Raw genomic sequence first — 21,505 nt, forward strand, 5'->3', positions numbered from 1 at the left:
CCCCGCCCGCACCCCCCGGGTCGGCCGGGGGGGGTGCGGGCGGAACGCGGGGTGTCGCGCGGCCCCGGGGGGGCCGCCGCCGGCTCAGGCCGACTTCTTCTTGTCGTCGTCGACTTCCTCGAAGTCGGCGTCGACCACGCCCGGCTCGCCCTGGCCGGCGGCACCGGCGCCGGGGCCTTCGCCGCCGCTGGCCGCCTCGCCCTCGCCGGCCTTGTACATGGCCTCGCCGAGACGCATGGAGGCCTGGGCCAGGGCGTCGGTCTTGGCCTTCACCGCGGCCGGCTCGTCACCCTCCATGGCGGCCTTCAGCTCGGCCACGGCCTTCTCCGCGGCCTCCTTGTCGGCGGCCGGGATCTTGTCGCCGCCCTCCTTGATGGTCCGCTCGGTGGTGTGGATCAGGGCGTCGGCGTGGTTGCGGGCGTCGACCATTTCACGCCGCTTCTTGTCCTCCTCGGCGTGCGCCTCGGCGTCCTTCACCATCTTCTGGATGTCGGTGTCGGACAGGCCGCCGGAGGCCTGGATGCGGATCTGCTGCTCCTTGCCCGTGGCCTTGTCCTTGGCGCCGACGTTGACGATGCCGTTGGCGTCGATGTCGAACGTGACCTCGACCTGCGGCACGCCGCGCGGCGCCGACGGGATGCCGACCAGGTCGAACTGGCCCAGCATCTTGTTGTCGGCGGCCATCTCGCGCTCGCCCTGGAAGACGCGGATGGTCACCGCGGTCTGGTTGTCCTCGGCGGTCGAGAACACCTGGCTCTTCTTCGTCGGGATCGTCGTGTTGCGGTCGATCAGGCGGGTGAACACGCCGCCCAGGGTCTCGATGCCCAGGCTGAGCGGGGTGACGTCGAGGAGCAGGACGTCCTTGACCTCGCCCTTGAGCACGCCGCCCTGGATGGCGGCGCCGATGGCGACCACCTCGTCCGGGTTGACGCCGCGGTGCGGCTCACGCCCGAAGAACTGCTTCACCGCGTCGAAGACCTTGGGCATGCGGGTCATGCCGCCGACCAGGATGACCTCGTCGATCTCGCTCGCCTTGAGCCCGGCGTCCTTCAGGGCGGCCTGGCAGGGGCCCATGGTGCGCTGGATCAGGTCGTCGACCAGGGCCTCGAGCTTGGCGCGGGTCAGCTTGATGTTGAGGTGCTTCGGTCCGGACTGGTCGGCGGTGATGAAGGGCAGATTGACCTCGGTCTGCATCGCCGCGCTGAGCTCGATCTTCGCCTTCTCGGCAGCCTCCTTGAGGCGCTGCAGGGCGAGACGGTCCTTGCGCAGGTCGATGCCCTGCTCCTTCTTGAACTCGTCGGCCAGGTACTCGATGACCCGGGCGTCGAAGTCCTCGCCGCCGAGGAAGGTGTCGCCGTTGGTCGACTTCACCTCGAACACGCCGTCGCCGATCTCCAGGACGGAGACGTCGAAGGTGCCGCCGCCCAGGTCGTACACGGCGATGGTGCCGCTGCCCTTCTTCTCCAGCCCGTAGGCCAGGGCGGCGGCCGTCGGCTCGTTGATGATGCGCAGCACCTCGAGCCCGGCGATCTTGCCGGCGTCCTTGGTGGCCTGGCGCTGGGCGTCGTTGAAGTACGCCGGCACGGTGATGACCGCCTGGGTGACCTTCTCGCCCAGGAAGTTCTCCGCGGTTTCCTTCATCTTGCCGAGGATGAAGGCGCTGATCTGGCTCGGGCTGTACTTCTTGTCGAACGACTCGACCCAGGCGTCGCCGTTGTCGCCGCCGATGATCTTGTAGGGCACCAGGCCCTTGTCCTTCTCGGTCAACGGATCGTTGTAGCGGCGGCCAATCAGGCGCTTGATCGCGAAGAACGTGTTCTCCGGGTTGGTGACCGCCTGGCGCTTGGCCGGCTGGCCGACCAGCCGCTCGCCGTTCTGGGCGAAGGCGACCATCGACGGCGTGGTGCGCGCTCCCTCGGCGTTCTCGATCACCTTGGCGGCGCTGCCGTCCATGACGGCGACGCAGGAGTTCGTGGTGCCGAGGTCGATTCCAATGACTTTGCTCATGTCTACCTCTGTGTTCCGGCAGATCCGGGGCGGCCCTTCGAACCGGCACCGCCCGGGTCCCCGTTCGTGTTCGGTGGAAAGGGGGTCGAAGGAACGATGGGTGAATTGCGACGGTTCGCGGGAGATATAGGCAGGTCGGGTAGCGCGTGCAACGCCCCGTCCGTTCCGCGGGCCGTTCCGCGCGCGCGGCGCCGGCGTGCGTTGCCGGGCGCCGGAGCAGCCACCGGCATCGGCGCCGCGAGACCGCTCGCCTCCCAGGCGAACCCCAACCATCCGAAGAGATGCGTGGTATATATCCCGATATTCACACGCGGGTATGATGGAGGGTCACCTCGCGACAGTAGAGGGAGCGAGAATCGGTGGCCGGTTACCGCGCTTAACCTTTCATTAACAATGTTCGGTGGATGCTTCGAGGTCACAAGGACTTCCGTGCCGCGCTCTTTACTGGCGGATTCATGAATCCCGTGGTGAACCGGTCAGCGATTCATGGTATACGCAACGGTGCGGCTCGATCGCAGGCATGTCCCGGGGACGTGACCGAGCCGACAGGCGCCGGTCTGAAAAGCAACGGCTTCATGGGGTGACGACGATGAAGGAAGATCGGCGCGGGGTGGCTCTTGCCATCAAGTCCTGCCTGGACAGCCTGAAGACCGACGCCGCGAAGAGCGAGCTGGACGACCTTGCCCGCTTCATCGGGCTGGCCGCCCTGGCGGCCGAGGAAGCGGCCCTGGGAGAGCCCAAAGCGACCCCGTTCGACCGTTATTTCGCCGGCGACGTCGGCCACTGCTGACCACCGGCGGCGGCGCCCGCGGGCCCGACGACCGCGTGGCGCGACGCCCGGGTCAGAGCAGCACCGCGCCGCGGATCGCCGCGTCGAGCGCCGCCACCGTCGCCACATAGGGCTCGCGCCCGTCGCAGGACGCGGCCAGGGCGAAGCTGAACATGGCGACCGACGCCCGGTCGCCGCGCTCGGCGCCCAGGAACCACAGGTAGTGGCTTTCGGCCACGCCGTCCTCCTCGCCCACCAGGACGGCCAGGGCCAGGGTCGCGCCATCGGCCCGCCGCTCCACCGCGCGGTCGGCGACCCGGGGGTCGTCCGGCCGCACGAACCGCATCGCCAGCTCGTGGAGGAGCGCCGCGGCCGTTTCGCCCCCGCGCGGCGTGCGCTCGTCGGCCAGCACCCGCAGCGTGCCGGCGCCGCCGGCGGGGGGGCGGAACACGGCGACCGCCTGGCCTTCCACCGTCTCTGCACCCGCGGTCCACTGCGGCGGGATGGCGAACCGCACCCGGCCGTCCCATTCCACGCTGCGCCACCCCGTCCGTCCGCCCATATCCTGGGTTCCCTCTCCGTATCCCCGTGCGCCCCGGCCGATGATCGTTTCCGCCAGCTACCGCACCGACATTCCCGCCTTCTACGGCGCCTGGTTCCTCCGGCGCCTGGAGGCGGGGTTCGCCTGCGTCGCCAATCCCTACGGCGGCCGGCCGGTGCGGGTCGACCTCACCCCGTCCGCCGTGGACGGCTTCGTCTTCTGGACCCGCAACCTCGGCCCCTTCGCCGCCGGTCTCGACGCCGTGGAGGGGCTGGGCCTGCCCTACGTGGTCCAGTACAGCGTCACCGCCCTGCCCCGCCCCCTGGAACGGTCGGTGATCGCCCCGGAGCTGGCGGTGGAGCAGATCCGGGCGTTGCGCCGGCGCCGGGGACCGCGCGCCGCGGTGTGGCGCTACGACCCGGTCGCCGTCACCAGCGTGACACCGCCGGACTGGCACCGCGCCACGTTCGCCCGCCTCGCCGCCGCCCTGGACGGTGCCTGCGACGAGGTGGTCGTCTCCTTCCTGCAGCCCTACCGCAAGACCGCCCGCAACCTCGACGCCGCGGCGGCGGCCCACGGCTTCGCCTGGCGCGATCCCGGCGCCGCGGAGAAGCGGGCGCTGCTGGCCGACCTCGCCGGCCTGGCGGCCGGGCACGGCATGACCTTGACCGTGTGCACCCAGCCCGACCTGCTGGACGGCAGCGGCGCGGCGCCGGCGCGCTGCGTCGACGCCGCGCGGCTCGCCGACGTGGCCGGTCGCCCGCTCGCCGCGCGCACCCGCGGCAACCGTCCGGGATGCCTGTGCGCGGAAAGCCGGGACATCGGCGCCTACGACACCTGTCCGCACGGGTGCGTCTACTGCTACGCGGTGGCCGACCGGGCGCGCGCGGCGGCGCGGTTCAAGGCGCACGACCCGGCCGGGGCGTTCCTCTTCACCCCGCCGCCGCGGTGAGGCCGGCGGTCAGGCGCGGGTGTCGACGCGCTGCCCGCCGCTCTCCTCGGCGCCGCCCTTGGCGACGCCGACCATCGCCTCGCGCAGCAGCCGGCCATGGATGGTGTAGCCCGACTGGAGGACCTGGACGATGGTGCCGGCGGGATGGCCGGTGTTCTCGATCTCGAACATCACCTGGTGGAAGTTCGGGTCGAACACCTCGCCCTGGGGCTCCAGCTTGCGGATGCCGGCGCGTTCGAAGGCGGCCAGCAGCTGGCGCTCCGTGGCTTCGACGCCGACCGCCAGCCCTTTGAGCATCTCGTCGTGCTCGCGCCCCTCGGGCGGCACCGCGTCCAGCGCCCGGCGCAGGTTGTCGGCCACGCTCACCAGCTCCTTGGCAAAGCTCGACACCGCGAACTTCGTCGCGTCTTCGCGCTCGCGCTGGGCCCGGCGGCGGGTGTTCTCGGCTTCGGCCATGGCGCGCAGCACCTGGTCCTTGAGACCGGCCACCTCGGCCTCGAGGCCGGCGATGCGCTCCGCCGGCCCCGCGGCGGGCGCCGCACCGGTGTCGGCGGACGGCGCCGGCGAGTCCGTGCCGGCGGTGTCGGCGGACGGGCCGTTGCTTCCGATGTCGGCGTCGGTGGGCTTCTTGTCGGGGTCGCTCATGATGTCTCTCAGGTCAGGTGTTGCGCGTGTGCGGTCGAAGGAAAGGGGGTGGGCGGCGGTGCCCTAGCCGACGAGGCGGCCGATCACCTTGGCCGTGTAGTCCACCAGCGGAATGATGCGGGCGTAGTTGATGCGGGTCGGGCCGATCACGCCGATGGCGCCGATCACGTGGTCGCGGCTGTTCTGGAACGGGGAGATGATCAGCGAGCAGCCGGTGTGGCCGAACAGCACGTTCTCCGCCCCGATGAAGATCTGCACCCCGTCGCCCTTGCCGGTGGCGTCGATCAGCCGCAGCATCGCCTCCTTGGTCTCCAGCGCCTCGAACAGGGTGCGCACCCGCTCCAGGTCGGAGAGCGCGGTCACGTCCTGCAGCAGCCGCGACTGGCCGCGGACGATCAGCTGGCCGTCGCCGCGGCTGCCGGCCCAGGTCGCCAGGCCGGCCTCGACGACGCGGCGCGACAGTTCGTCCAGCTCGGTGCGCTGGCTCTCGATCTCGGTTCGGACCTCCTGGCGGGCCTCGTCCAGGGTGCGCCCGACCAGCTTGGCGGTGAGGTAGTTGGAGGCCATGCGCAGGGTCGAGCCGGGCAGCCCCATGGGCACCTCGACCACCCGGTTCTCCACCAGGCCGTCTTCGTTGACCAGCACCACCAGGGCGCGGCCGGGACCCAGGGAGACGAACTCGATGTGCTTGAGCGGCCGGTCGGTCTTGGGCGCCAGCACCAGGCCGGCGCAGTGCGACAGGCCCGACAGCATGGACGAGGCCTCCGCCAGGGCGTCGGGCAGGGAGCGCCCGGCGGCGTGGCACTTGGCCTCGATGGCCTCGCGCTCGTCCTCGGCCAGGGAGCCGATCTCCAGCAGACCGTCGACGAACAGGCGCAAGCCGGCGTCGGTGGGGATGCGCCCGGCCGAGGCATGGGGGGCGTAGAGCAGCCCCTGCTCCTCCAGATCCGCCATGACGTTGCGGATGGTGGCCGGCGACAGGCTCACGCCGAGCCGGCGCGAAATCGTGCGCGAGCCCACGGGCTCGCCCGACTCCACATAGGCGTCGACGATGAGCCGGAAGATCTCGCGCGATCGCTGGTTCAACTCGCTGATCATGGTGCCTGCCGCATCCCCGGGCGCGCCACGCACCGCCCGGGCGGGCGGTCCGTCGCGCGGCTTCCGAATTTAGGCAGAAGCGGTAAACGAATCAATGCGGGCGGGCCACCGGGCGCGGTGGCATCCGGCAGGACGCGCCGCGCCGCTGGACGCCGGCCCCGCCGAGGGGATAGCTTGCCGGCCCGTCAACAACCCGCCTGGACCCCCCGCCATGCGCCCCTCCGGCCGTGCCACCGACCAGCTCCGCCCCGTCTCCCTGGAGCCCGGCTTCTCCAAGTACGCCGAAGGCTCCTGCCTCGTCCGCTTCGGCGACACCCACGTGCTGTGCACCGCCAGCGTCGACGACGGGGTGCCGCGCTTCCTCAAGAACACCGGCCTGGGCTGGGTGACCGCGGAGTACGGCATGCTGCCGCGCTCCACCCATTCGCGCACCGACCGCGAGGCGGCGCGGGGCCGCCAGACCGGACGCACACAGGAGATCCAGCGGCTGATCGGCCGCGCCCTGCGCGCCGTCACCGACCGCGCCGCCATGGGCGAGGTGCAGATCAAGGTGGACTGCGACGTGCTGCAGGCCGACGGCGGCACCCGCACCGCCGCCATCACCGGCAGCTACGTGGCGCTGCACCTCGCCTTCCAGCACCTGATGCAGATCGGCGCGGTCAAGCGCATGCCGCTGACCGACAGCGTGGCGGCGGTGTCGTGCGGCCTGTTCAAGCAGACCGCGGTGCTCGATCTCGACTACGCCGAGGATTCCAACGCCCAGGCCGACGCCAACTTCGTTCTCACCGGCCGCGGCGGCATCGTCGAAATCCAGGGCACGGCGGAGGAGAAGCCGTTTTCCGAGGCCGAGTTCCAGGCGTTGATGGCGCTCGCCCGCCGGGGCGTGGCCGAGCTGACGGCGCTGCAGACGGCGGCGCTCGGCGGCTGATGGCCGCATCCCGACCGCCGACCACACCGTGGCGCCCCGCCGCGCGCCACCCAACCGACGAGGAGGGACGCCGCTTGACCGACACCGCCGCGCCGCGCCGCTTCAGCGGCGACACCCTGGTCATCGCCAGCCACAACCCGGGCAAGGTGCGCGAGATCGCCGCCCTGCTCGGCCCCTACGTGAGGCACTTCCCGTCCTGCGTCGAGGTCGGCCTGCCCGAGCCGGAGGAAACCGGGGACAGTTTCGTTGCGAATGCGGAACTGAAGGCCCGCGCCGCCGCGGCGGCCGGGCACATCGCGCTCGCCGATGACAGCGGGCTGGCGGTGTCGGCGCTGGGCGGGGCGCCCGGCATCTACTCGGCCCGGTGGGCCGGGCCGGCCAAGGACTTCCGCACCGCCATGGAGCGGGTGGAATCCGGGCTGGCCGGCGCCGCCGACCGCTCCGCCCATTTCGTTTGCGCGCTGGCCCTCGCCTGGCCCGACGGGCACGTCGAGACGGTCGAGGGCCGCGTCGACGGAACCCTGGTCTGGCCGCCGCGGGGCGAGCATGGTTTCGGTTACGATCCGATGTTCGTTCCGGATGGCCACACCATCACCTTCGGCGAGATGGACCCGGCGGACAAGCATCGGATCAGCCACCGCGCCGACGCCTTCCGCCAGTTGGTGGAGCGATGCTTCCGATGACCGCCGATCCCGGCTTCGGGATCTATGTCCACTGGCCGTTCTGCCTGGCGAAGTGCCCTTACTGCGACTTCAACAGCCACGTGCGGGCGCAGGTCGATCACCCGCGGTGGCGCGACGCGCTGCTCCGCGAACTTGATCATTACGCTAGCGTAACAAGTGATCGGCGGGTCACCTCGGTGTTCTTCGGCGGAGGCACGCCGTCGCTGATGGAGCCGGCGACCACGGCCGCCGTCCTCGACCGCATCGCCGCGCGCTGGCCGGTGGCCGAGGGGATCGAAGTGTCGCTGGAGGCCAACCCCACCTCGGTCGAGGCCGAGCGTTTCCGCGCCTTCCGCAGCGCCGGGGTCAACCGTGTGTCGTTGGGCATCCAGTCCCTCGAGGACTCGGCGCTGCAGGCCCTCGGCCGCCGCCACAGCGCCGCCGAGGCCGAACGGGCGATCGCGCTGGCAGCCGGAACGTTCGATCGTTTTTCTTTCGATCTGATCTATGCCCGCCCCGGCCAGAGCCTGGCCGCGTGGGAGGCCGAGCTCGGCCGTGCGCTCGGCCATGCGGTGGGCCACCTCTCGCTCTACCAACTCACCATCGAGGAGGGCACGGCCTTCCATCCGCTGCACGCGCGGGGCGAGCTGGTGCTGCCCGACGACGACGCGGCCGGCGCCCTCTACGAGACGACCCAGGCCCTCCTCGACGCCGCCGGACTGCCGGCCTACGAGATCTCCAACCACGCCCGTCCCGGCGAGGAATCCCGCCACAACCTGACCTACTGGCGCTACGGCGACTATGTCGGGGTCGGGCCGGGCGCCCACGGGCGCCTCACCCTCGGCGGGGAGAAGCGCGCCACCCGCGCCCACCGGGCCCCCGAGGTGTGGCTGGAGCGCGTGGCCCGCCACGGCCACGGCGCCCACGCGCCGCTGCCGGTCGCGCCGGCCGAGCGCGGCACGGAACTCCTCATGATGGGGCTGCGCCTCGCCGAGGGCGTCGCGCTTGACCGGCTGATCCAGGAAACCGGCCGCGACATCGACGCGCTGGTCGACACGGCCGCGCTCCGCCGGCTGATCGACGGCGGGTTCCTGGAACGGGACGGGGCCAGCCTGCGCGCCACCGCCGCCGGCCGCCAGCGCCTCAACGCCGTTCTCGGCGCCCTGCTGGGGTAAGGGCGGCACGCCGGCCCGGCCGCCGCACGGGCGGCCGGGCCCGCGGCGGCGGCGTCACTGGCCCAGCGTCTCGAAGCTGCGCGGCGCCGGGTCGAGCACGCGGGGGCCGGCCGGGGTGATCTCCAGCACCGCCAGGCCGCGCTCGACCAGGCCGGTGGGGTTCAGGCGGAACAGCCCGTCGACCCCGCCGAAGCCGGCGGAATCGGTCAGGGTGGACCGGGAGAAGGGCTGGAGGGTGCCCATCCGGGTCAGCGCCGCCGCCAGCGCGGTGGCGTCGTAGGACAGGGTGGCGAGGCGCGGCGGCTCCCTGCCGTAGGCCTGGCGGAACCGTGCCTCGAAGGCACGGCGCTGCTCCGGCTCCGGCGCCGCGTACCAGGCGCCGACCAGGGCCGGCTCGTCGCCCGTGCCGGGCTCGTCCCACAGGCCGGTGCCGAGGAACTGCAGGGGCTGGGCGGCCACCCCGGCGCCGCGCAGGGCGGCCGCCAGGGCCTTGACCCGCGGGCCGCCCTCGGCGATCAGCACCGCCTGGGGCTGCGCCGGCGACTGCGCCACCTGGCGGGCGAGCGTGGCGAAATCGTTGAGGCCCGGAGCGTAGCGCTCGATCTGCACGATCTGGCCGCCGAACCGCCCGGCGGCCGCCTGCACCGCGTTGGCCACGGCGTCGCCATAGGCGTCGGTGGGGGCGAGCACGCCGAACCGGGTCATCCCCCGCGAGCGGGCGAAGCCGATCACGCGGGTCACCTGGTCGGCCGGGACGAGGCCCATGACGAAGGTGCCCGGCCCCGACTGGGTCCAGTCCGTCGTGAAGGCGACGACGTCCACGCCGGCCGACGCCGCGATGGGGCGGACCGCGGCCACGCCCTGGGCGAACAGCGGCCCGAGGATCAGCCGCGCCCCCTCGGCCACGGCGACCCGGGCGGCCTCGGCGGCGCCCTGGGGCGTCCCCTTGGTGTCGCGCGGCAGCAGCTCGAAGCGGTCGCCGGCGCCCTCGAACAGGGCGAGCTGGGCCGCCTCCAGCATCGGCTGGCCGATCGCCGCGCTGGGGCCGGACAGGGGCAGCAGCAGCGCCACCTTCACCCGCTGCGCCGCGGGCGGAACCGCCTGTGCAGGTTGGGGTTGCGGCCCTTGTGCCGCCGGCGGCTGGCCCGTTACAGTCGGGGCGCATGCGGCGAGCGCGAGCGCCGCCGCCACCCACAGGACGCGGACGCTCGCCAAGCCGCGCGAACGAGAGAGAGGTGTCGCCGATCGTGCCACCGAAAGTCTCCACTCCAGGTCGGGCGCCCCGCGCCGCTCAAGGTCCGGCTGAAGGTAGCGACGCCGGGCCAACAAGTAAACTCGCGCCCGGCCTCTATCTTGTCGCCACCCCCATCGGGAACGCCGCCGACATCACCCTGCGCGCGCTCGACACCCTGCGCCGCGCCGACGCCGTGGCCTGCGAGGACACGCGGGTCACGGGCAAGCTGATGACCATCCACGCGGTCACCACGCCGCTGGTTTCCTACCACGAGCACAACGCCGCGCGGATGCGCCCGGCGCTGATCGCCCGCATGGCCGCCGGCGAGGCGGTGGCGCTGGTGTCCGACGCCGGCACGCCCCTGGTGTCCGACCCCGGCTACAAGCTGGTGCGCGCCTGCGTCGAGGCCGGCGTGCCGGTGACCGCCCTGCCCGGCCCCTCGGCGCCGCTGACCGCGCTGGTGCTGTCCGGGCTGCCCAGCGACCGGTTCCTGTTCGCCGGATTCCTGCCCAACAAAGAGGCGGCGCGGCGGGCCACGCTGGGCGAGCTGCGCGGCGTGCCGGCGACCCTGCTGTTCTTCGAATCCGCCAACCGCCTGGAGGCGTCGCTGGCCGACATGGCGGATCTGCTGGGCCCGCGCGAGGCCGCCGTCGCGCGCGAGCTGACCAAGCTCTACGAGGAGGTGCGGCGCGGCCCGCTGCCCGAGCTGGCCGCCCATTACGCCGCGGCCGGCCCGCCGCGCGGCGAGGTGGTGGTGGTGGTGGCGCCGCCCGGCGACGAGCAGGCGCCGGACGAGGCCGACGTCGACGCCGCCCTGGCCGAGGCGCTGGGCCGGCTGTCGGTGCGCGACGCCGCGGCGGAGGTGGCGGTGCGCACCGGGCGGCCGCGGCGCGCCGTCTACGCCCGCGCCCTGGAACTGGCGCGCGGAGACCGCCGGTGACCCCGCCCGACGCGGAGGTGCGGCGCCGCACCGAAGCGTACGGACGCTTCGCGGAATCCCTGTGCCGGCTGTCCCTGCGGGTGCGGGGGTACCGCATTCTGGCGGAGCGCCTGCGCACGCCGCTGGGCGAGATCGACATCGTCGCAAGGCGCGGCGCCACCCTGGCGGTGGTCGAGGTCAAGGCGCGCGCCGACTGGGCGACCGCCAGCGAGGCGGTCAGCGCCCGCCAGCGCGGCCGGCTGGCGCGGGCGGCCCACGCCTACCTCGCGGCCAACCCGCAATACGCCGGCTTGACCTTGCGCTTCGACGTGATGCTGGTTACCCCTTGGGCCTGGCCGCGCCACCTGCGCGACGCCTGGAGGATCACCTGACGGGCGCCGGGACGGCGGCCCTTGGCTTTGCATGAGGCGGCATCCCGACGGCGGGAGCCGCTGGAAAAGGACACACCGTTGACGAGCCTCGCCGACGCCCGCGAGACCCTGCGCCGCATCGGTGCCCAGCCCGACGACGCCATCGATCTGGCCGAGGCGGCGCTGGCGCTGGGCGCGCTGGAGCGCCCCCAGGTGCCGCTGGACCGCTACCGTCGGCACCTCGCGGCCCTGGCCCGGGACATGGCCGACCGCCACGACCCCGCCGCCGACGGCCTGGACCGCCGGGTCGCCGCGCTGCACGCGGTGCTGGTGGAGCGCCACGGCTATGTCGGCGACACCGAGAGCTACGACGATCTCCAGAACGCCAACCTGCTGCGCGTCATCGACCGCCGGCGCGGCCTGCCGGTGGCGCTTGGCATCCTCTGGCTGCACGCCGCGCGCTCCATGGGGTGGGCGATCGTCGGCCTCAACTTCCCCGGCCATTTCCTCGTGCGCCTGGACTGCGAGGGGGAGCGGGCCATCCTCGACCCCTTCAACGACGGCCGCACGCGCACCGTGGTGGACCTGCGCGACCTGCTCAAGGCCAGCGCCGGCAACGCCGCGGAGCTGGAGCCGGCGCACTACGCCGCCGTCGGCAACCGCGACATCCTGCTGCGCCTCCAGAACAACCTGAAGCTTCGCCACCTCTCCGCGAACGCCGTGCCCGAGGCCATCGCCGTGCTGGCCGGCATGCGCCTGTTCGCCCCGGACGAGCCGGCGCTGTGGCGCGAGACCGGCCTGCTGGAGGCCCACCAGGGCAACGTCGAGGCGGCCATCGGAGCGCTGGAGACGTTCCTGCGCCTGGCCGACAACGACCGCCAGCTCCACCAGGCGGCGATGCTGATCCAGCAGCTCAAGACCCGCCTGGACTGAACCGACCAGGTCCCACCGGAGACACCCCGCCATGAGTCCCGCCCCCAAGAGCCTCGCCGTCGCCTTCCAGATGGACCCGATCGAGTCCATCAACATCGACACCGATTCCAGCTTCATGATGGCGCTGGAGGCGCAGACGCGCGGACACCGCCTGTTCCACTACCACCCGCGCGACCTGGCGCTGACCGGCAACCGCCTGCGTGCGCGGGTGCGGACCATGACGGTGGAGCGCACCCGCGGCGCCCATCACACCCTGGGCGAACCGCGGCTGGCGGACCTGGCGGAGATGGACGTGGTGCTGATGCGCCAGGACCCGCCCTTCGACATGGCCTACATCACGGCCACCCACATGCTGGAGCACCTGCAGCCCGGCGTGCTGGTGCTGAACGACCCCAAGGCGGTGCGCAACGCGCCGGAGAAGCTGTTCGTCACCCATTTTCCCGACCTGATGCCGCCGACGCTGATCACCAGCGACCAGCAGGCGGTCCTCGACTTCCGCGCCGAGCACAAGGACATCATCGTCAAGCCGCTGTTCGGCAACGGCGGCGCCGGGGTGTTCCACCTCAAGCCCGACGACGAGAACCTGGGCTCGCTGCTGGAAATGTTCACCCAGCTCTACCGCGAGCCGGTGATCGTCCAGAAGTACCTGCCGGAGATCCGCCAGGGTGACAAGCGCATCATCCTGGTCGACGGCGAGCCGGTCGGCGCCGTCAGCCGGATGCCCCGGGAGGGTGAGGCGCGGGCCAACTTCCACGCCGGCGGATCGGCCCGGAAGACGGACCTGACCAGCCGCGAGCGCGCGATCTGCGCCGCCATCGGTCCGACCCTGCGCGAGCAGGGGCTGGTGTTCGTCGGCATCGACGTGATCGGCGACTTCCTCACCGAGATCAACGTCACCTCCCCCACCGGCATCCAGGAAATCAACCGACTCGACGGCGTGCGCATCGAGGCCCTGCTGTGGGACGCCATCGAGCGGCGGCGGGCCTGATCGCAACGCCGGGGCACCGCGGCGGTTGGAAGGGGCTGGACCCGCAACCGCCGAGGACGCCATCGCCATGAAGCAGCCGCACACCGAGCAGGACGTGACCCACGACGAGGGGCAGCAGAACACCGGCAACCACAAGAAGCCGGATTCGCCGGCGGCGCACGGCGCCGACCGCTTCGGTGGCACCCGCGCCGGCGCCGAGAACGTCGAGCCGGAGCAGCGGGGCGCCGGGCGGGGCGCCGGACCGGGCCGGGACAAGGGGAGCGGCGGCGCCTAACGCGCCGCCTTGCGCCCGGCCATGTGGGTGAGGTAGGCGACCACCAGGTCGATCTCGCGGTCGCTCATCATGTCCGGCGTGAAGTCCGGCATCTGCCGGCCCGGCCAGTCGCGGATCGACGACCCGGCCCGGATCAGGCGCTTCACCATGCCCGGCCGCAGGTACTCGACGGGGCTCATGGGCTGGTTGAGGTCGGGGCCCATGGCCGCCGACCCGGCCCCGTTCAGGGTGTGGCAACTCATGCACTGGGTGACGAACAGGGCCTGGCCCGCACGCACGGGGTCGTCCGCGGGAAGGCTGCCGGCGACCGCCAGTTCCGGCCAGCGCATGGCCGGCGACTCCACGTCGGTGAGGCGGGCCACCTGGTAGGGCCACTGCTCGCTGCGCACCCCCGACGCCGCCGGGCGCAGCCAGACCACGTAGAACGGGCCGGCCGAGGCGTCCTTGCCCGGCAGCGGCGGCCACGGGGCGTCGGCCGGCTCGACCGCCAGATAGGGGACGGCGCGCGCCGGGTCCCCGCCGAACACCAGGTCGACGGGGAGAAGCGCCGCGAACCCGTCGCTGGCCACCGCCTCGATCAGGCGCCCGGGCGCCAGACGGTCGCGGGGGAGCAGGTTGGCCAGAGGCACGGCGCGGTAGGTCATCGCCCGGCCATAGGCGAGGTCGTCCACGGTGATGCTGGTGGCGTCGCCGCGGGCCAGCAGCGCGCCGCGGCTGTGGGTATCCTGGTGGCCGCCGATCGCCACCGCCAACACCGGCTCGGCGGCCCCGGCCCATGCCACCGGCCAGGCAAGCGCCGCCATCAACGCGGCCGCAACGGCACGGATCATTCGTCGTCCCCTTCCCAAAGTTCGGCATCCGCCGCCCCACCCGGGGCGGCGCCGTCGCGCCCCGCCGGGGGTGGGGCGGCGGCCCCGGCCACCTCTTCGATCTGCTCGGGATGGGTGACCTCGATCAGCGGGCCGTTGTAGTCGCCGATCCAGCCCCGCACCCGCACCACCGCGGAGCCCAGGGCGAGAGGATCGAGGCCGGCCGCCTCGAAGCGCTTGAGCGCGTCCCGGCCGATCCGGGCGGTGACGTCGCTGCGCCAGTCCGTGCCGAAGTTCAGGTAGACCCGCCCGCCCGCCGCGGCCGCCTCGACCACCCGCCCCTCCACCACCTGGACGGTGTGGCGGTCGCCCCGCAGCGCCTCCGGCTCGGCGCGGCGCACGGCGAAGGCCGCCGTGCCCCACAGGCCGCGGCCGGCGTCGCGCGCCGAGGCCTCGATGGCCAGCATGGCCGAGGCCCGCGCGCGGGCGTCGGGCCGGGTCATCACCCGCGCCAGCCCCTGGCGCAGCATCTCGCCCTGGAGCCACAGCCCGTCGTCGCGCACGGCGTGGGCCAGCAGCCGGCCGTGCCGGTCCTCCGGCGCATCGCCGGGCAGGCGCAGGGTGCGGCCCACGGCCAGGGCCGCGAGGGTGTCGGTCGCCGCCCGCGCCAGCGGCCACGGCCTCCCACCCTCCCCACCGCGCGGTGGCCGCGGCGCGGCGATGCCGGCGAGCCGGAGGGTGCGGCCGTCGGCCAGCACCAGGGTGTCACCGTCGACGGCGGCGACCACCGACACCGTGACCTCTTCCGCGCCGGCGCCGCGCGCCGGGAGCGGCGTCGCGGCGGCCAGCAGCAGGGCGGCCAGCAGCAGGGTGGACAGGAGGGCCGGGGTCGTCGGGTGCGGCATGGCGGACCGGAGCGGGCTGCGCTCCCACCACTTCACGCGGAGACCGACCCCGGCACAAGCGGATTCCGCGCGCCACCGGGACCCCGCGGCTATGACATTCCCGTGCCGCGGCGGCGGCGCCGTTGCCCTGCCGCGGGCGCATGGCTAGGCTGCGGCCATGACCTTGCCCCTTCCCGTTCCCAGCGCCGCGGCCGGCAAACGGCGCCGGCTGCACCTGCCGATCGCGGCGGTGCTGGTCGCCGGCTTCGGCTCTCTGATGCTTCTGGCGGTCGCCAGCGTGCTGGTGCTGGGGCTGGTCAGCGCCGGACGGAACACCTTCAACCTGCTCAACGACAAGGCCGACCTGGCGCTGTCCGGGGTCGAGGTGCGGGTGCGCCACCAGCTCGACCCCGCCGCCAACCTGGCCAAGTACCTGGCCGGGCTGATGGAATCCGGCGTGCTGGACGAGACCGACCCGCGCGCCCTGGCCGACACCCTGCGCGGCGCCCTGGCGGCGGTGCCCCATGTCACCGGCGTCGGCTTCATCACGCCCGACCGCACCGGACTGCGGGTGGCCCGCACCGACGGCACGCTCCAGACCCAGGCCTTCGACCTCAGCCGCGACGCCAGCGTGCCGCCGCAGCTTCTCGATGGCGCCGAGCGCGCCGGCCCCGCCTGGGCCGAGCCGGCCTGGAGCACCGAGGGCGCAACCACCTACATCGCCCTGTTCCACCCGGTGCGGCGGGCCGGCGCATTCCTCGGGCAGGTCGTGGTCGCGGTGTCGCTGGGCGACCTCTCGCGCTTCCTGTCGGATCTGTTCGTGGAGCAGGGTCTCAACGCCTTCATCCTCTACGACCGCGACCACGTGCTGGCCCATGCCTCCCTGGCCGCGCTCAAGTTCGACTTCGGGTCCAAGGAGGGGCCACCGCTGCCGCTCATCGGCGAGGTCGACGACCCGACCCTGGCCTCGCTCTGGAGCGTCGGGCGGCCGGTCGAGAGCCTGAAGAAGCGGACGGAAATGCGCATCGTGCCGTTGGGCGGCATCGACATGATGGTCCTGATGCGCAAGATGGCGGGCTACGGCAAGCAGGAATGGACCGTCGGCATCGCCATGCGCGCCGAGGAGGCCGAGGCCGAGGTGCGCCGGCTCTACACCACCGGGCTGGCCGGCCTGGCCATCCTGCTGGTCTCGGTGGCGGTGGCGCTGCTGGTGGGACGGCGCATCAGCCGCCAGATCGGCCGGCTGGCCGAGGCCGCCGATCACGTGCGCGCGCTCGATTTCCGCGCCGTAGCCGAGCTGCCCGACTCGCGCCTGCGGGAGTTGAGCCGCGCCGCCACCGCCTTCAACGCCATGGTCTCCGGCCTGCAGTGGTTCGAGACCTATGTGCCCAAGGCGCTGGTGCTGCGCCTCATGCACCGCCGCGGCGGTGCCGCCGGCCTGCGCTCGGAGGAGCGCGAGGTGACGGTGATGTTCACCGACATCCGCGGCTTCTCGGCGCTGGCCGAGGATCTCGGCGCCGCCGACACGGCGGCCCTTCTCAACGAGCACTTCACGCAGCTGGCCGACTGCATCGAGGCCGAGGGCGGCACCGTCGACAAGTTCATCGGCGATTCCATCATGGCCTTCTGGGGCGCGCCGGAAGAGCAGGCGGACCACGCCGCCCGGGCGTTGCGCGCCGCCCACGCCATCGCCGACGCGCTGCACGCCGACAACCGCCGGCGCGCGGCCGCCGGGAGGGCGGCGGTGCGGGTGCGGATCGGTCTCCACTCCGGCCCGGTGGTGGTCGGCAACATCGGCTCGGCCAGCCGCATCAACTACACCATCGTCGGCGACACGGTGAACGTCGCCGCCCGGGTCGAGGAGCTGGCCGCCCATCTGCAAGGCGACGCCGAGACCATCGTCCTGGCCAGCGCCGCCACGGCGGCCCGCGGCGACGGGGCCGCGCCGATGGCCTGCATCGGACGCCAGCGCCTGCGCGGGCGCGGCGGCAGCGCCGAGATCTGGCGCATGATGCCCAACGGCAGCGAGGCGCTGGCCGCCGGGATCGCCGACGCCACCCCGTCCTGACCCCACGTCCCGGCCCCCCCGGGGCTCGGCCCCCCGCCATCGCGGCGCCGGGCCGGCGCGCGGGACCCCTCGCCATCGCGCCCGCGATTTCACGTGACACCATGGCCCCGCCGTGGCGCCGGCACTTGCGCGGCGCCCGGTCTGCTTTTGCTGCAGCGCAAACATGACTTGTGCGGTGCAATGTAAGATTTGCTTGTTGCTTATGTCAGACATAGCCTATAAATATCCCACCAGTGATGAACGGAGGGGGCCATGCCGGCACCGCGACAGGCATCCGCGGCAGCCCGCGACCTCGGCACCCGGGTCGCCGAACGGCTTGCGTCGGACCTGTTCTCCGGCCGCTACCAGCCCGGCGACCTGCTGCCCAAGGAAACGGAGCTGTGCGCGCTGTTCGCCATGAGCCGCCCGTCCGTGCGCTCGGGCCTGCAGATCCTCGCCTCGCTCGGCATCATCCGCCGCATCTCCGGCCACGGCACGGTGGTCGAGGAGTTCCGGGAATGGAACATCCTGGACCCCCTGGTGACCGGCTGGATGGCCGAGCACGCCGCCCCCAACCCGCAGTTCGTCGCCGGCATCTTCGAGTTCCGCCACGCCACCGAGCCCTACATCTCGGCGGTGGCGGCGCGCAAGGCGACCGCCCGCGACCTGGTGGCCATGGAGGAGGCGTTCCACGGCATGGAGCGCACCATCCGCACCGACCGCACCACGGTGGTCGACGCGCTGGGCCTGACCTTCACCGACCACGACGTGGCGTTCCACGCCGCCATCTACCGCGCCACCCACAATCTCGTGTGGGCCCAGCTCGCCCACATGCTGCGCCCCGCCATCACGCTGGTGGTCCGCACCTCCAACGAAACGGCGGAGGAGCTGCGCGACAGCCTGGAGCGCCACCGCCACCTGATGGAGTGCATCCGCCTGCGCCGGCCCGACGAGGCCTTCGACGCCGCCCGCAGGGTGATGGACCGCACCGCCTTCGACCTCGGCCTGGAAGACGTCGGCGCCGCCGACGACGCCTCGCTGGTCCGCTGGAAGCGGGCCGTGCTGGGTCCGGGTCTCACCCCGGCGAGCGGACGGGTGTCCGCCGCCGCCCTCGCAAGCACCAGAGAAAAGAACCAGGAGGAATAGCTCATGCCGTCCAGTTCCATGACCCGTGCCGCCGGCCTCGCGCTGGCCGCCGCCATCGGCCTGTCGGCGACGGCCCAGGCCGCCGAGTACGAGTGGAAGTTCCAGACCTCGGAGACCGCCGGCGAGCCTCAGTTCAAGCTGAAGCAGCAGTGGGCGGAGACCGTCGCCACCATGTCCGGCGGCCGCATCCACATCGACATCCTGCCGACCGGCGCCGTGGTCCCCCACAACCAGACGCTGGAGGCGGTCGGCGCCGGCATCCTCCAGGGGCACATGACCGACCCCAGCTACTTCTCCGGCCTCAACCCGGCCTTCTCGATGCTCGGCAATCTGGTCGGCGCCTGGGGCGACCCGCTTGAGTTCCTGGAGTACATGAACAACGGCGGCGGCGAGGCCCTCTACAACGAGCTGGTCGAGCCCTACGGCGTCCACCTCGTCGGCGCCGCCGCGACGGGCCTGGAATCCTTCCCGTCGAAGAAGCCGATCCGCTCCGTCGCCGACCTCAAGGGTCTGAAGCTGCGCGCACCGGAAGGCATGGTCTACGACATCTTCTCCAAGGCCGGCGCCGCGCCGGTGAACCTGCCGGGCTCGGAGGTCTACACCGGGCTGGAGAAGGGCGTGATCGACGCCGCGGACTACACCGTGTTCGCCACCAACCAGGCCCAGGGTCTGCACCAGTTCGCCCGCTACCCCAACTACCCCGGCTTCCATTCCCTGCCGATGGTCGCGGTGTCGGTGAACAAGCAGATCTGGGACGGGCTGTCGGACGACCTCAAGGCGATCCTCGCCACCTCGGTCGACGCCATGGCCTACAACATGGTGTTCGAGCTGAAGAAGAACGACATCAAGTCGGTCAACGAGGCGCGCAAGGACCCCAACATCGAGATCATCGACCTTCCCGCCGAGGAGCGGAAGAAGTTCCGCAACATCGCCAAGGAAGAGTGGAAGAACTGGGCGAAGAAGAACGCGATGACCCAGAAGATCTACGACTCGGTCACGGCCTTCCTGACCGACCGCAACCTGATGTAGCCGGCACCCGGGGCGACCACATGGGCCGCCCCGGGGTCCGTTCCACACCCATCCCACTCCCATCCATCGCCCGGCAGTGTCCGGGGTGCCGCCGCGCGGCACCCGGCGGGGGGTACCCAACGCCATGACAGACCGACCCGACACCACCCCTTCCGGCCGCCCCGCCCCGGTGCCGCCCCCCTTCGAACCGGCCCACGTCGAGGGCGACCCCGACCGGGCGGCCGACGACGGCCACATCCGCGGCGCGCTGGACGGCCTCGTCACCGAGGCCGGACGCGCCGTCGCCTGGCTGGTCCTGGTGGGCGCCGTCATCAGCGTCTACGAGGTCGGCATGCGCTACCTCCTCGACAGCCCGACCTCGTGGGTGCACGAGACGACGGTGTTCCTGATCTCCATCATCTTCGCGCTCGGCGGCCCCATCGCCATGGCCCGCGACAAGCACATCCGGGTGCGCCTGATCTACGACGCGGTGCCGCCGCGGGCGCGGCGCTGGCTCGACGCGCTGAACGCCGTCATCACCTTCGTCTTCCTGTCGGGCATGACCTATGCGGCGTGGGTGATGGTGTGGAAGGCGACCCACGATCCGACGGGGGTGTTCCAGTTCGAACGCTCCGGGACGTCCTGGAATCCGCCGTTCCCGGCCTGGACCAAGGCCGCGATCCTGTTCTCGGTCGGCCTGATGCTGGTGCAGACCCTGGTCCACCTGGTGCGCGCCCTGCGCGGCACCGACGCCGCCCGGCCGGAGGGCTGACCCCATGATGAACCTCGGCTTCTCCGCCATGGGGATCGAATGGGGGACCTACGTCCTCGTCGGCTCCATCTTCGCCCTGCTGCTGACCGGCCTGCCGCTCGCCTTCGTCACCGGCCTGGTGGCGCTGGTCTTCACCTTCGGCTGGTTCGGCCCGATGGCCCTGCCGCTGGTGACCAGCCGCGTCTACGGCTTCATCACGGAATACTCGCTGGTCGCGGTGCCCATGTTCGTCTTCATGGCGTCGCTGCTCGACCGCTCGGGCCTTGCCCGGGACCTCTTCAACGGCATGAGGATCCTCGCCGGCCGCCTGCCCGGCGGGGTGGCGGTGCAGACCCTGGTGGTGGCCTTCTTCCTGGCCGCCATGTCCGGCATCATCGGCGGCGAGATCGTGCTGCTGGGCCTGCTGGCGCTGCCGCAGATGCTGCGCCTGGGCTACGACCGCGACATCTCCATCGGCGTGGTGTGCGCCGGCGGGGCGCTGGGCACCATGATGCCGCCCTCCATCGTGCTGATCATCTACGGCCTGATGGCCAGCGTCTCCATCGCCGACCTGTTCACCGCGGCGATCACGCCGGCGGCCCTGCTCATGTTCTCCTACATGGGCTACGTGCTGTTCCGCACGCTGCGCAACCCCGCGCTCGGGCCGCCCCTGCCGCCCGAGGAGGCCAACATGCCGTTGGCCGAGAAGCTGAAGGCGCTGCGCGCCATCATCCTGCCGGCGATGATCGCCTTCCTGGTGCTGGGCACCATCTACGGCGGCATCGCCTCGGTGACCGAGGCGGCGGCGATGGGCGTGCTGGGCGTCTTCATGGCCACCGTGGTGCGCCGCGAGCTGACCATCCGGCTGGTGCACGAGGCGGTGGTCCAGACCATCCAGACCTGCGGCATGATCATCTGGATCGGCATCGGCGCGGCGGCCCTGGTCGGCGTCTACAACCTGATGGGCGGCAACACCTTCGTCTCCAACGCCATCCTCGGCATCGACGCCGCACCGGTGGTGATCATCATGGTGATGATGGCGATCCTGCTGGTGCTCGGCCTGTTCCTGGACTGGATCGGCATCGCCATGCTGGCCCTGCCCATCTTCGTGCCGATCGTCGTCAAGCTGGGCTACGACCCGATCTGGTTCGGCATCCTGTTCGCCGTCAACATGCAGGTCAGCTTCCTCAGCCCGCCATTCGGCCCGGCCGCCTTCTACCTCAAGGGCGTGGCGCCGCCGTCGATCACCCTGAAGCACATCTACGGGGCGGTGGCGCCGTTCATCGTCATCCAGCTTCTCGTGCTGGCGCTGATCCTGTTCTACCCGCCGGTCGCCATGTGGGTGCTCGACTAAGGACCGACCG

At 72.2% G+C, this 21,505-nt stretch carries 22 protein-coding genes; 15 read left to right on the forward strand and 7 right to left on the reverse strand.

From position 1 onward, the window contains the following. Positions 1–84: 84 nt before the first annotated feature. Complete coding sequence (gene dnaK / locus AC6H2I_RS01040) at positions 85–2,007, reverse strand: molecular chaperone DnaK (RefSeq protein WP_497498645.1); 1,923 nt, start codon at positions 2,005–2,007, stop codon at positions 85–87. Between the two features lie 610 nt (positions 2,008–2,617). Between dnaK and AC6H2I_RS01045 the strand changes: the two genes are divergently transcribed. After that, positions 2,618–2,797 (forward strand): hypothetical protein, encoded by a 180-nt coding sequence (locus tag AC6H2I_RS01045; protein WP_497498647.1) that lies wholly within the window; start codon positions 2,618–2,620, stop codon positions 2,795–2,797. A gap of 52 nt (positions 2,798–2,849) precedes the next feature. Here the strand turns inward: AC6H2I_RS01045 and AC6H2I_RS01050 are convergent, their stop codons facing one another. Then, positions 2,850–3,338 carry a hypothetical protein gene (locus AC6H2I_RS01050; protein WP_497498648.1) on the reverse strand — a complete coding sequence of 163 codons (489 nt, stop codon included), beginning with the start codon at positions 3,336–3,338 and terminating at the stop codon, positions 2,850–2,852. Between the two features lie 40 nt (positions 3,339–3,378). Here AC6H2I_RS01050 and AC6H2I_RS01055 point away from each other — a divergent pair, with 40 nt between their 5' ends. Next, positions 3,379–4,269, forward strand: a complete 891-nt coding sequence (locus tag AC6H2I_RS01055) for a DUF1848 domain-containing protein (RefSeq protein WP_497498649.1) — start codon at positions 3,379–3,381, stop codon at positions 4,267–4,269. A 9-nt stretch (positions 4,270–4,278) separates the two neighbouring features. Here AC6H2I_RS01055 and grpE read toward each other — a convergent pair whose 3' ends face one another. Beyond that, the gene (gene grpE / locus AC6H2I_RS01060) at positions 4,279–4,914 is read right to left on the reverse strand and encodes a nucleotide exchange factor GrpE (RefSeq protein WP_497498650.1); all 636 of its coding nucleotides are present in this window, start codon (positions 4,912–4,914) and stop codon (positions 4,279–4,281) included. 63 nt (positions 4,915–4,977) lie between these two features. Further along, on the reverse strand, positions 4,978–6,012 hold the full coding sequence (hrcA, locus tag AC6H2I_RS01065) for a heat-inducible transcriptional repressor HrcA (protein ID WP_497498651.1): 1,035 nt from the start codon (positions 6,010–6,012) through the stop codon (positions 4,978–4,980). A gap of 211 nt (positions 6,013–6,223) precedes the next feature. Here hrcA and rph point away from each other — a divergent pair, with 211 nt between their 5' ends. The 3 genes from rph (at position 6,224) to hemW (ending at position 8,777) form a co-directional block, all read left to right on the forward strand. After that, on the forward strand, positions 6,224–6,940 hold the full coding sequence (rph, locus tag AC6H2I_RS01070) for a ribonuclease PH (RefSeq protein WP_497498653.1): 717 nt from the start codon (positions 6,224–6,226) through the stop codon (positions 6,938–6,940). 74 nt (positions 6,941–7,014) lie between these two features. Continuing rightward, positions 7,015–7,623 carry an RdgB/HAM1 family non-canonical purine NTP pyrophosphatase gene (gene rdgB / locus AC6H2I_RS01075; RefSeq protein WP_497498654.1) on the forward strand — a complete coding sequence of 203 codons (609 nt, stop codon included), beginning with the start codon at positions 7,015–7,017 and terminating at the stop codon, positions 7,621–7,623. Beyond that, positions 7,620–8,777 carry a radical SAM family heme chaperone HemW gene (gene hemW, locus AC6H2I_RS01080; RefSeq protein ID WP_497498656.1) on the forward strand — a complete coding sequence of 386 codons (1,158 nt, stop codon included), beginning with the start codon at positions 7,620–7,622 and terminating at the stop codon, positions 8,775–8,777. Before rdgB ends, hemW begins: the two co-directional genes overlap by 4 nt. Positions 8,778–8,831: 54 nt before the next feature. On the opposite strand, the gene AC6H2I_RS01085 is transcribed toward hemW, so the two are convergent. After that, positions 8,832–9,854 (reverse strand): penicillin-binding protein activator, encoded by a 1,023-nt coding sequence (locus AC6H2I_RS01085; RefSeq protein WP_497498657.1) that lies wholly within the window; start codon positions 9,852–9,854, stop codon positions 8,832–8,834. Between the two features lie 170 nt (positions 9,855–10,024). Between AC6H2I_RS01085 and rsmI the strand changes: the two genes are divergently transcribed. The 5 genes from rsmI to AC6H2I_RS01110 all read left to right on the forward strand — a co-directional run bounded on the left by rsmI (position 10,025) and on the right by AC6H2I_RS01110 (position 13,496). After that, the gene (gene rsmI, locus AC6H2I_RS01090; RefSeq protein WP_497498658.1) at positions 10,025–10,951 is read left to right on the forward strand and encodes a 16S rRNA (cytidine(1402)-2'-O)-methyltransferase; all 927 of its coding nucleotides are present in this window, start codon (positions 10,025–10,027) and stop codon (positions 10,949–10,951) included. Next, positions 10,948–11,322, forward strand: a complete 375-nt coding sequence (locus AC6H2I_RS01095) for a YraN family protein (RefSeq protein ID WP_497498660.1) — start codon at positions 10,948–10,950, stop codon at positions 11,320–11,322. Before rsmI ends, AC6H2I_RS01095 begins: the two co-directional genes overlap by 4 nt. Before the next feature lie 78 nt (positions 11,323–11,400). Further along, positions 11,401–12,234, forward strand: a complete 834-nt coding sequence (locus AC6H2I_RS01100; protein ID WP_497498661.1) for a SirB1 family protein — start codon at positions 11,401–11,403, stop codon at positions 12,232–12,234. Positions 12,235–12,265: 31 nt separating this feature from the next. Beyond that, the gene (gene gshB / locus AC6H2I_RS01105) at positions 12,266–13,222 is read left to right on the forward strand and encodes a glutathione synthase (protein WP_497498662.1); all 957 of its coding nucleotides are present in this window, start codon (positions 12,266–12,268) and stop codon (positions 13,220–13,222) included. Between the two features lie 67 nt (positions 13,223–13,289). Further along, positions 13,290–13,496: a hypothetical protein gene (locus tag AC6H2I_RS01110; RefSeq protein WP_497498663.1), complete on the forward strand. Its 207-nt coding sequence runs from the start codon at positions 13,290–13,292 to the stop codon at positions 13,494–13,496. Here AC6H2I_RS01110 and AC6H2I_RS01115 read toward each other — a convergent pair. Then, the gene (locus AC6H2I_RS01115; protein WP_497498664.1) at positions 13,493–14,326 is read right to left on the reverse strand and encodes a cytochrome c; all 834 of its coding nucleotides are present in this window, start codon (positions 14,324–14,326) and stop codon (positions 13,493–13,495) included. The two genes, AC6H2I_RS01110 and AC6H2I_RS01115, sit on opposite strands and share 4 nt — an antisense overlap. After that, positions 14,323–15,210 (reverse strand): thermonuclease family protein, encoded by an 888-nt coding sequence (locus tag AC6H2I_RS01120; RefSeq protein WP_497498665.1) that lies wholly within the window; start codon positions 15,208–15,210, stop codon positions 14,323–14,325. Before AC6H2I_RS01120 ends, AC6H2I_RS01115 begins: the two co-directional genes overlap by 4 nt. A 157-nt stretch (positions 15,211–15,367) precedes the next feature. On the opposite strand from AC6H2I_RS01120, the gene AC6H2I_RS01125 reads away from it, so the two are divergent. From AC6H2I_RS01125 to AC6H2I_RS01145, 5 genes are all read left to right on the forward strand, one after another. After that, the gene (locus AC6H2I_RS01125; protein ID WP_497498666.1) at positions 15,368–17,257 is read left to right on the forward strand and encodes an adenylate/guanylate cyclase domain-containing protein; all 1,890 of its coding nucleotides are present in this window, start codon (positions 15,368–15,370) and stop codon (positions 17,255–17,257) included. A gap of 252 nt (positions 17,258–17,509) precedes the next feature. Beyond that, positions 17,510–18,382, forward strand: a complete 873-nt coding sequence (locus AC6H2I_RS01130; protein ID WP_497498667.1) for a FadR/GntR family transcriptional regulator — start codon at positions 17,510–17,512, stop codon at positions 18,380–18,382. Between the two features lie 3 nt (positions 18,383–18,385). Beyond that, complete coding sequence (locus AC6H2I_RS01135) at positions 18,386–19,411, forward strand: TRAP transporter substrate-binding protein (RefSeq protein WP_497498669.1); 1,026 nt, start codon at positions 18,386–18,388, stop codon at positions 19,409–19,411. A 124-nt stretch (positions 19,412–19,535) separates the two neighbouring features. Continuing rightward, complete coding sequence (locus AC6H2I_RS01140) at positions 19,536–20,162, forward strand: TRAP transporter small permease subunit (RefSeq protein ID WP_497498670.1); 627 nt, start codon at positions 19,536–19,538, stop codon at positions 20,160–20,162. 4 nt (positions 20,163–20,166) lie between these two features. Further along, on the forward strand, positions 20,167–21,495 hold the full coding sequence (locus tag AC6H2I_RS01145) for a TRAP transporter large permease (RefSeq protein ID WP_497498672.1): 1,329 nt from the start codon (positions 20,167–20,169) through the stop codon (positions 21,493–21,495). The last annotated feature ends 10 nt before the right edge of the window (positions 21,496–21,505 follow it).

It is taken from the genome of Azospirillum sp. NS33 (genome assembly GCF_059703765.1).

Coding starts and splice junctions, on each gene's coding strand:
- rph (WP_497498653.1), top strand. CDS start 6,224: ATGCGCCCCTCCGGCCGTGCCACCGACCAGCTCCGCCCCGTCTCCCTG.
- hemW (WP_497498656.1), top strand. CDS start 7,620: ATGACCGCCGATCCCGGCTTCGGGATCTATGTCCACTGGCCGTTCTGC.
- AC6H2I_RS01055 (WP_497498649.1), top strand. CDS start 3,379: ATGATCGTTTCCGCCAGCTACCGCACCGACATTCCCGCCTTCTACGGC.
- grpE (WP_497498650.1), bottom strand. CDS start 4,914: ATGAGCGACCCCGACAAGAAGCCCACCGACGCCGACATCGGAAGCAAC.
- AC6H2I_RS01115 (WP_497498664.1), bottom strand. CDS start 14,326: ATGATCCGTGCCGTTGCGGCCGCGTTGATGGCGGCGCTTGCCTGGCCG.
- AC6H2I_RS01110 (WP_497498663.1), top strand. CDS start 13,290: ATGAAGCAGCCGCACACCGAGCAGGACGTGACCCACGACGAGGGGCAG.
- hrcA (WP_497498651.1), bottom strand. CDS start 6,012: ATGATCAGCGAGTTGAACCAGCGATCGCGCGAGATCTTCCGGCTCATC.
- AC6H2I_RS01050 (WP_497498648.1), bottom strand. CDS start 3,338: ATGGGCGGACGGACGGGGTGGCGCAGCGTGGAATGGGACGGCCGGGTG.
- AC6H2I_RS01120 (WP_497498665.1), bottom strand. CDS start 15,210: ATGCCGCACCCGACGACCCCGGCCCTCCTGTCCACCCTGCTGCTGGCC.
- AC6H2I_RS01145 (WP_497498672.1), top strand. CDS start 20,167: ATGATGAACCTCGGCTTCTCCGCCATGGGGATCGAATGGGGGACCTAC.
- dnaK (WP_497498645.1), bottom strand. CDS start 2,007: ATGAGCAAAGTCATTGGAATCGACCTCGGCACCACGAACTCCTGCGTC.
- gshB (WP_497498662.1), top strand. CDS start 12,266: ATGAGTCCCGCCCCCAAGAGCCTCGCCGTCGCCTTCCAGATGGACCCG.
- AC6H2I_RS01140 (WP_497498670.1), top strand. CDS start 19,536: ATGACAGACCGACCCGACACCACCCCTTCCGGCCGCCCCGCCCCGGTG.
- AC6H2I_RS01130 (WP_497498667.1), top strand. CDS start 17,510: ATGCCGGCACCGCGACAGGCATCCGCGGCAGCCCGCGACCTCGGCACC.
- AC6H2I_RS01125 (WP_497498666.1), top strand. CDS start 15,368: ATGACCTTGCCCCTTCCCGTTCCCAGCGCCGCGGCCGGCAAACGGCGC.
- AC6H2I_RS01135 (WP_497498669.1), top strand. CDS start 18,386: ATGCCGTCCAGTTCCATGACCCGTGCCGCCGGCCTCGCGCTGGCCGCC.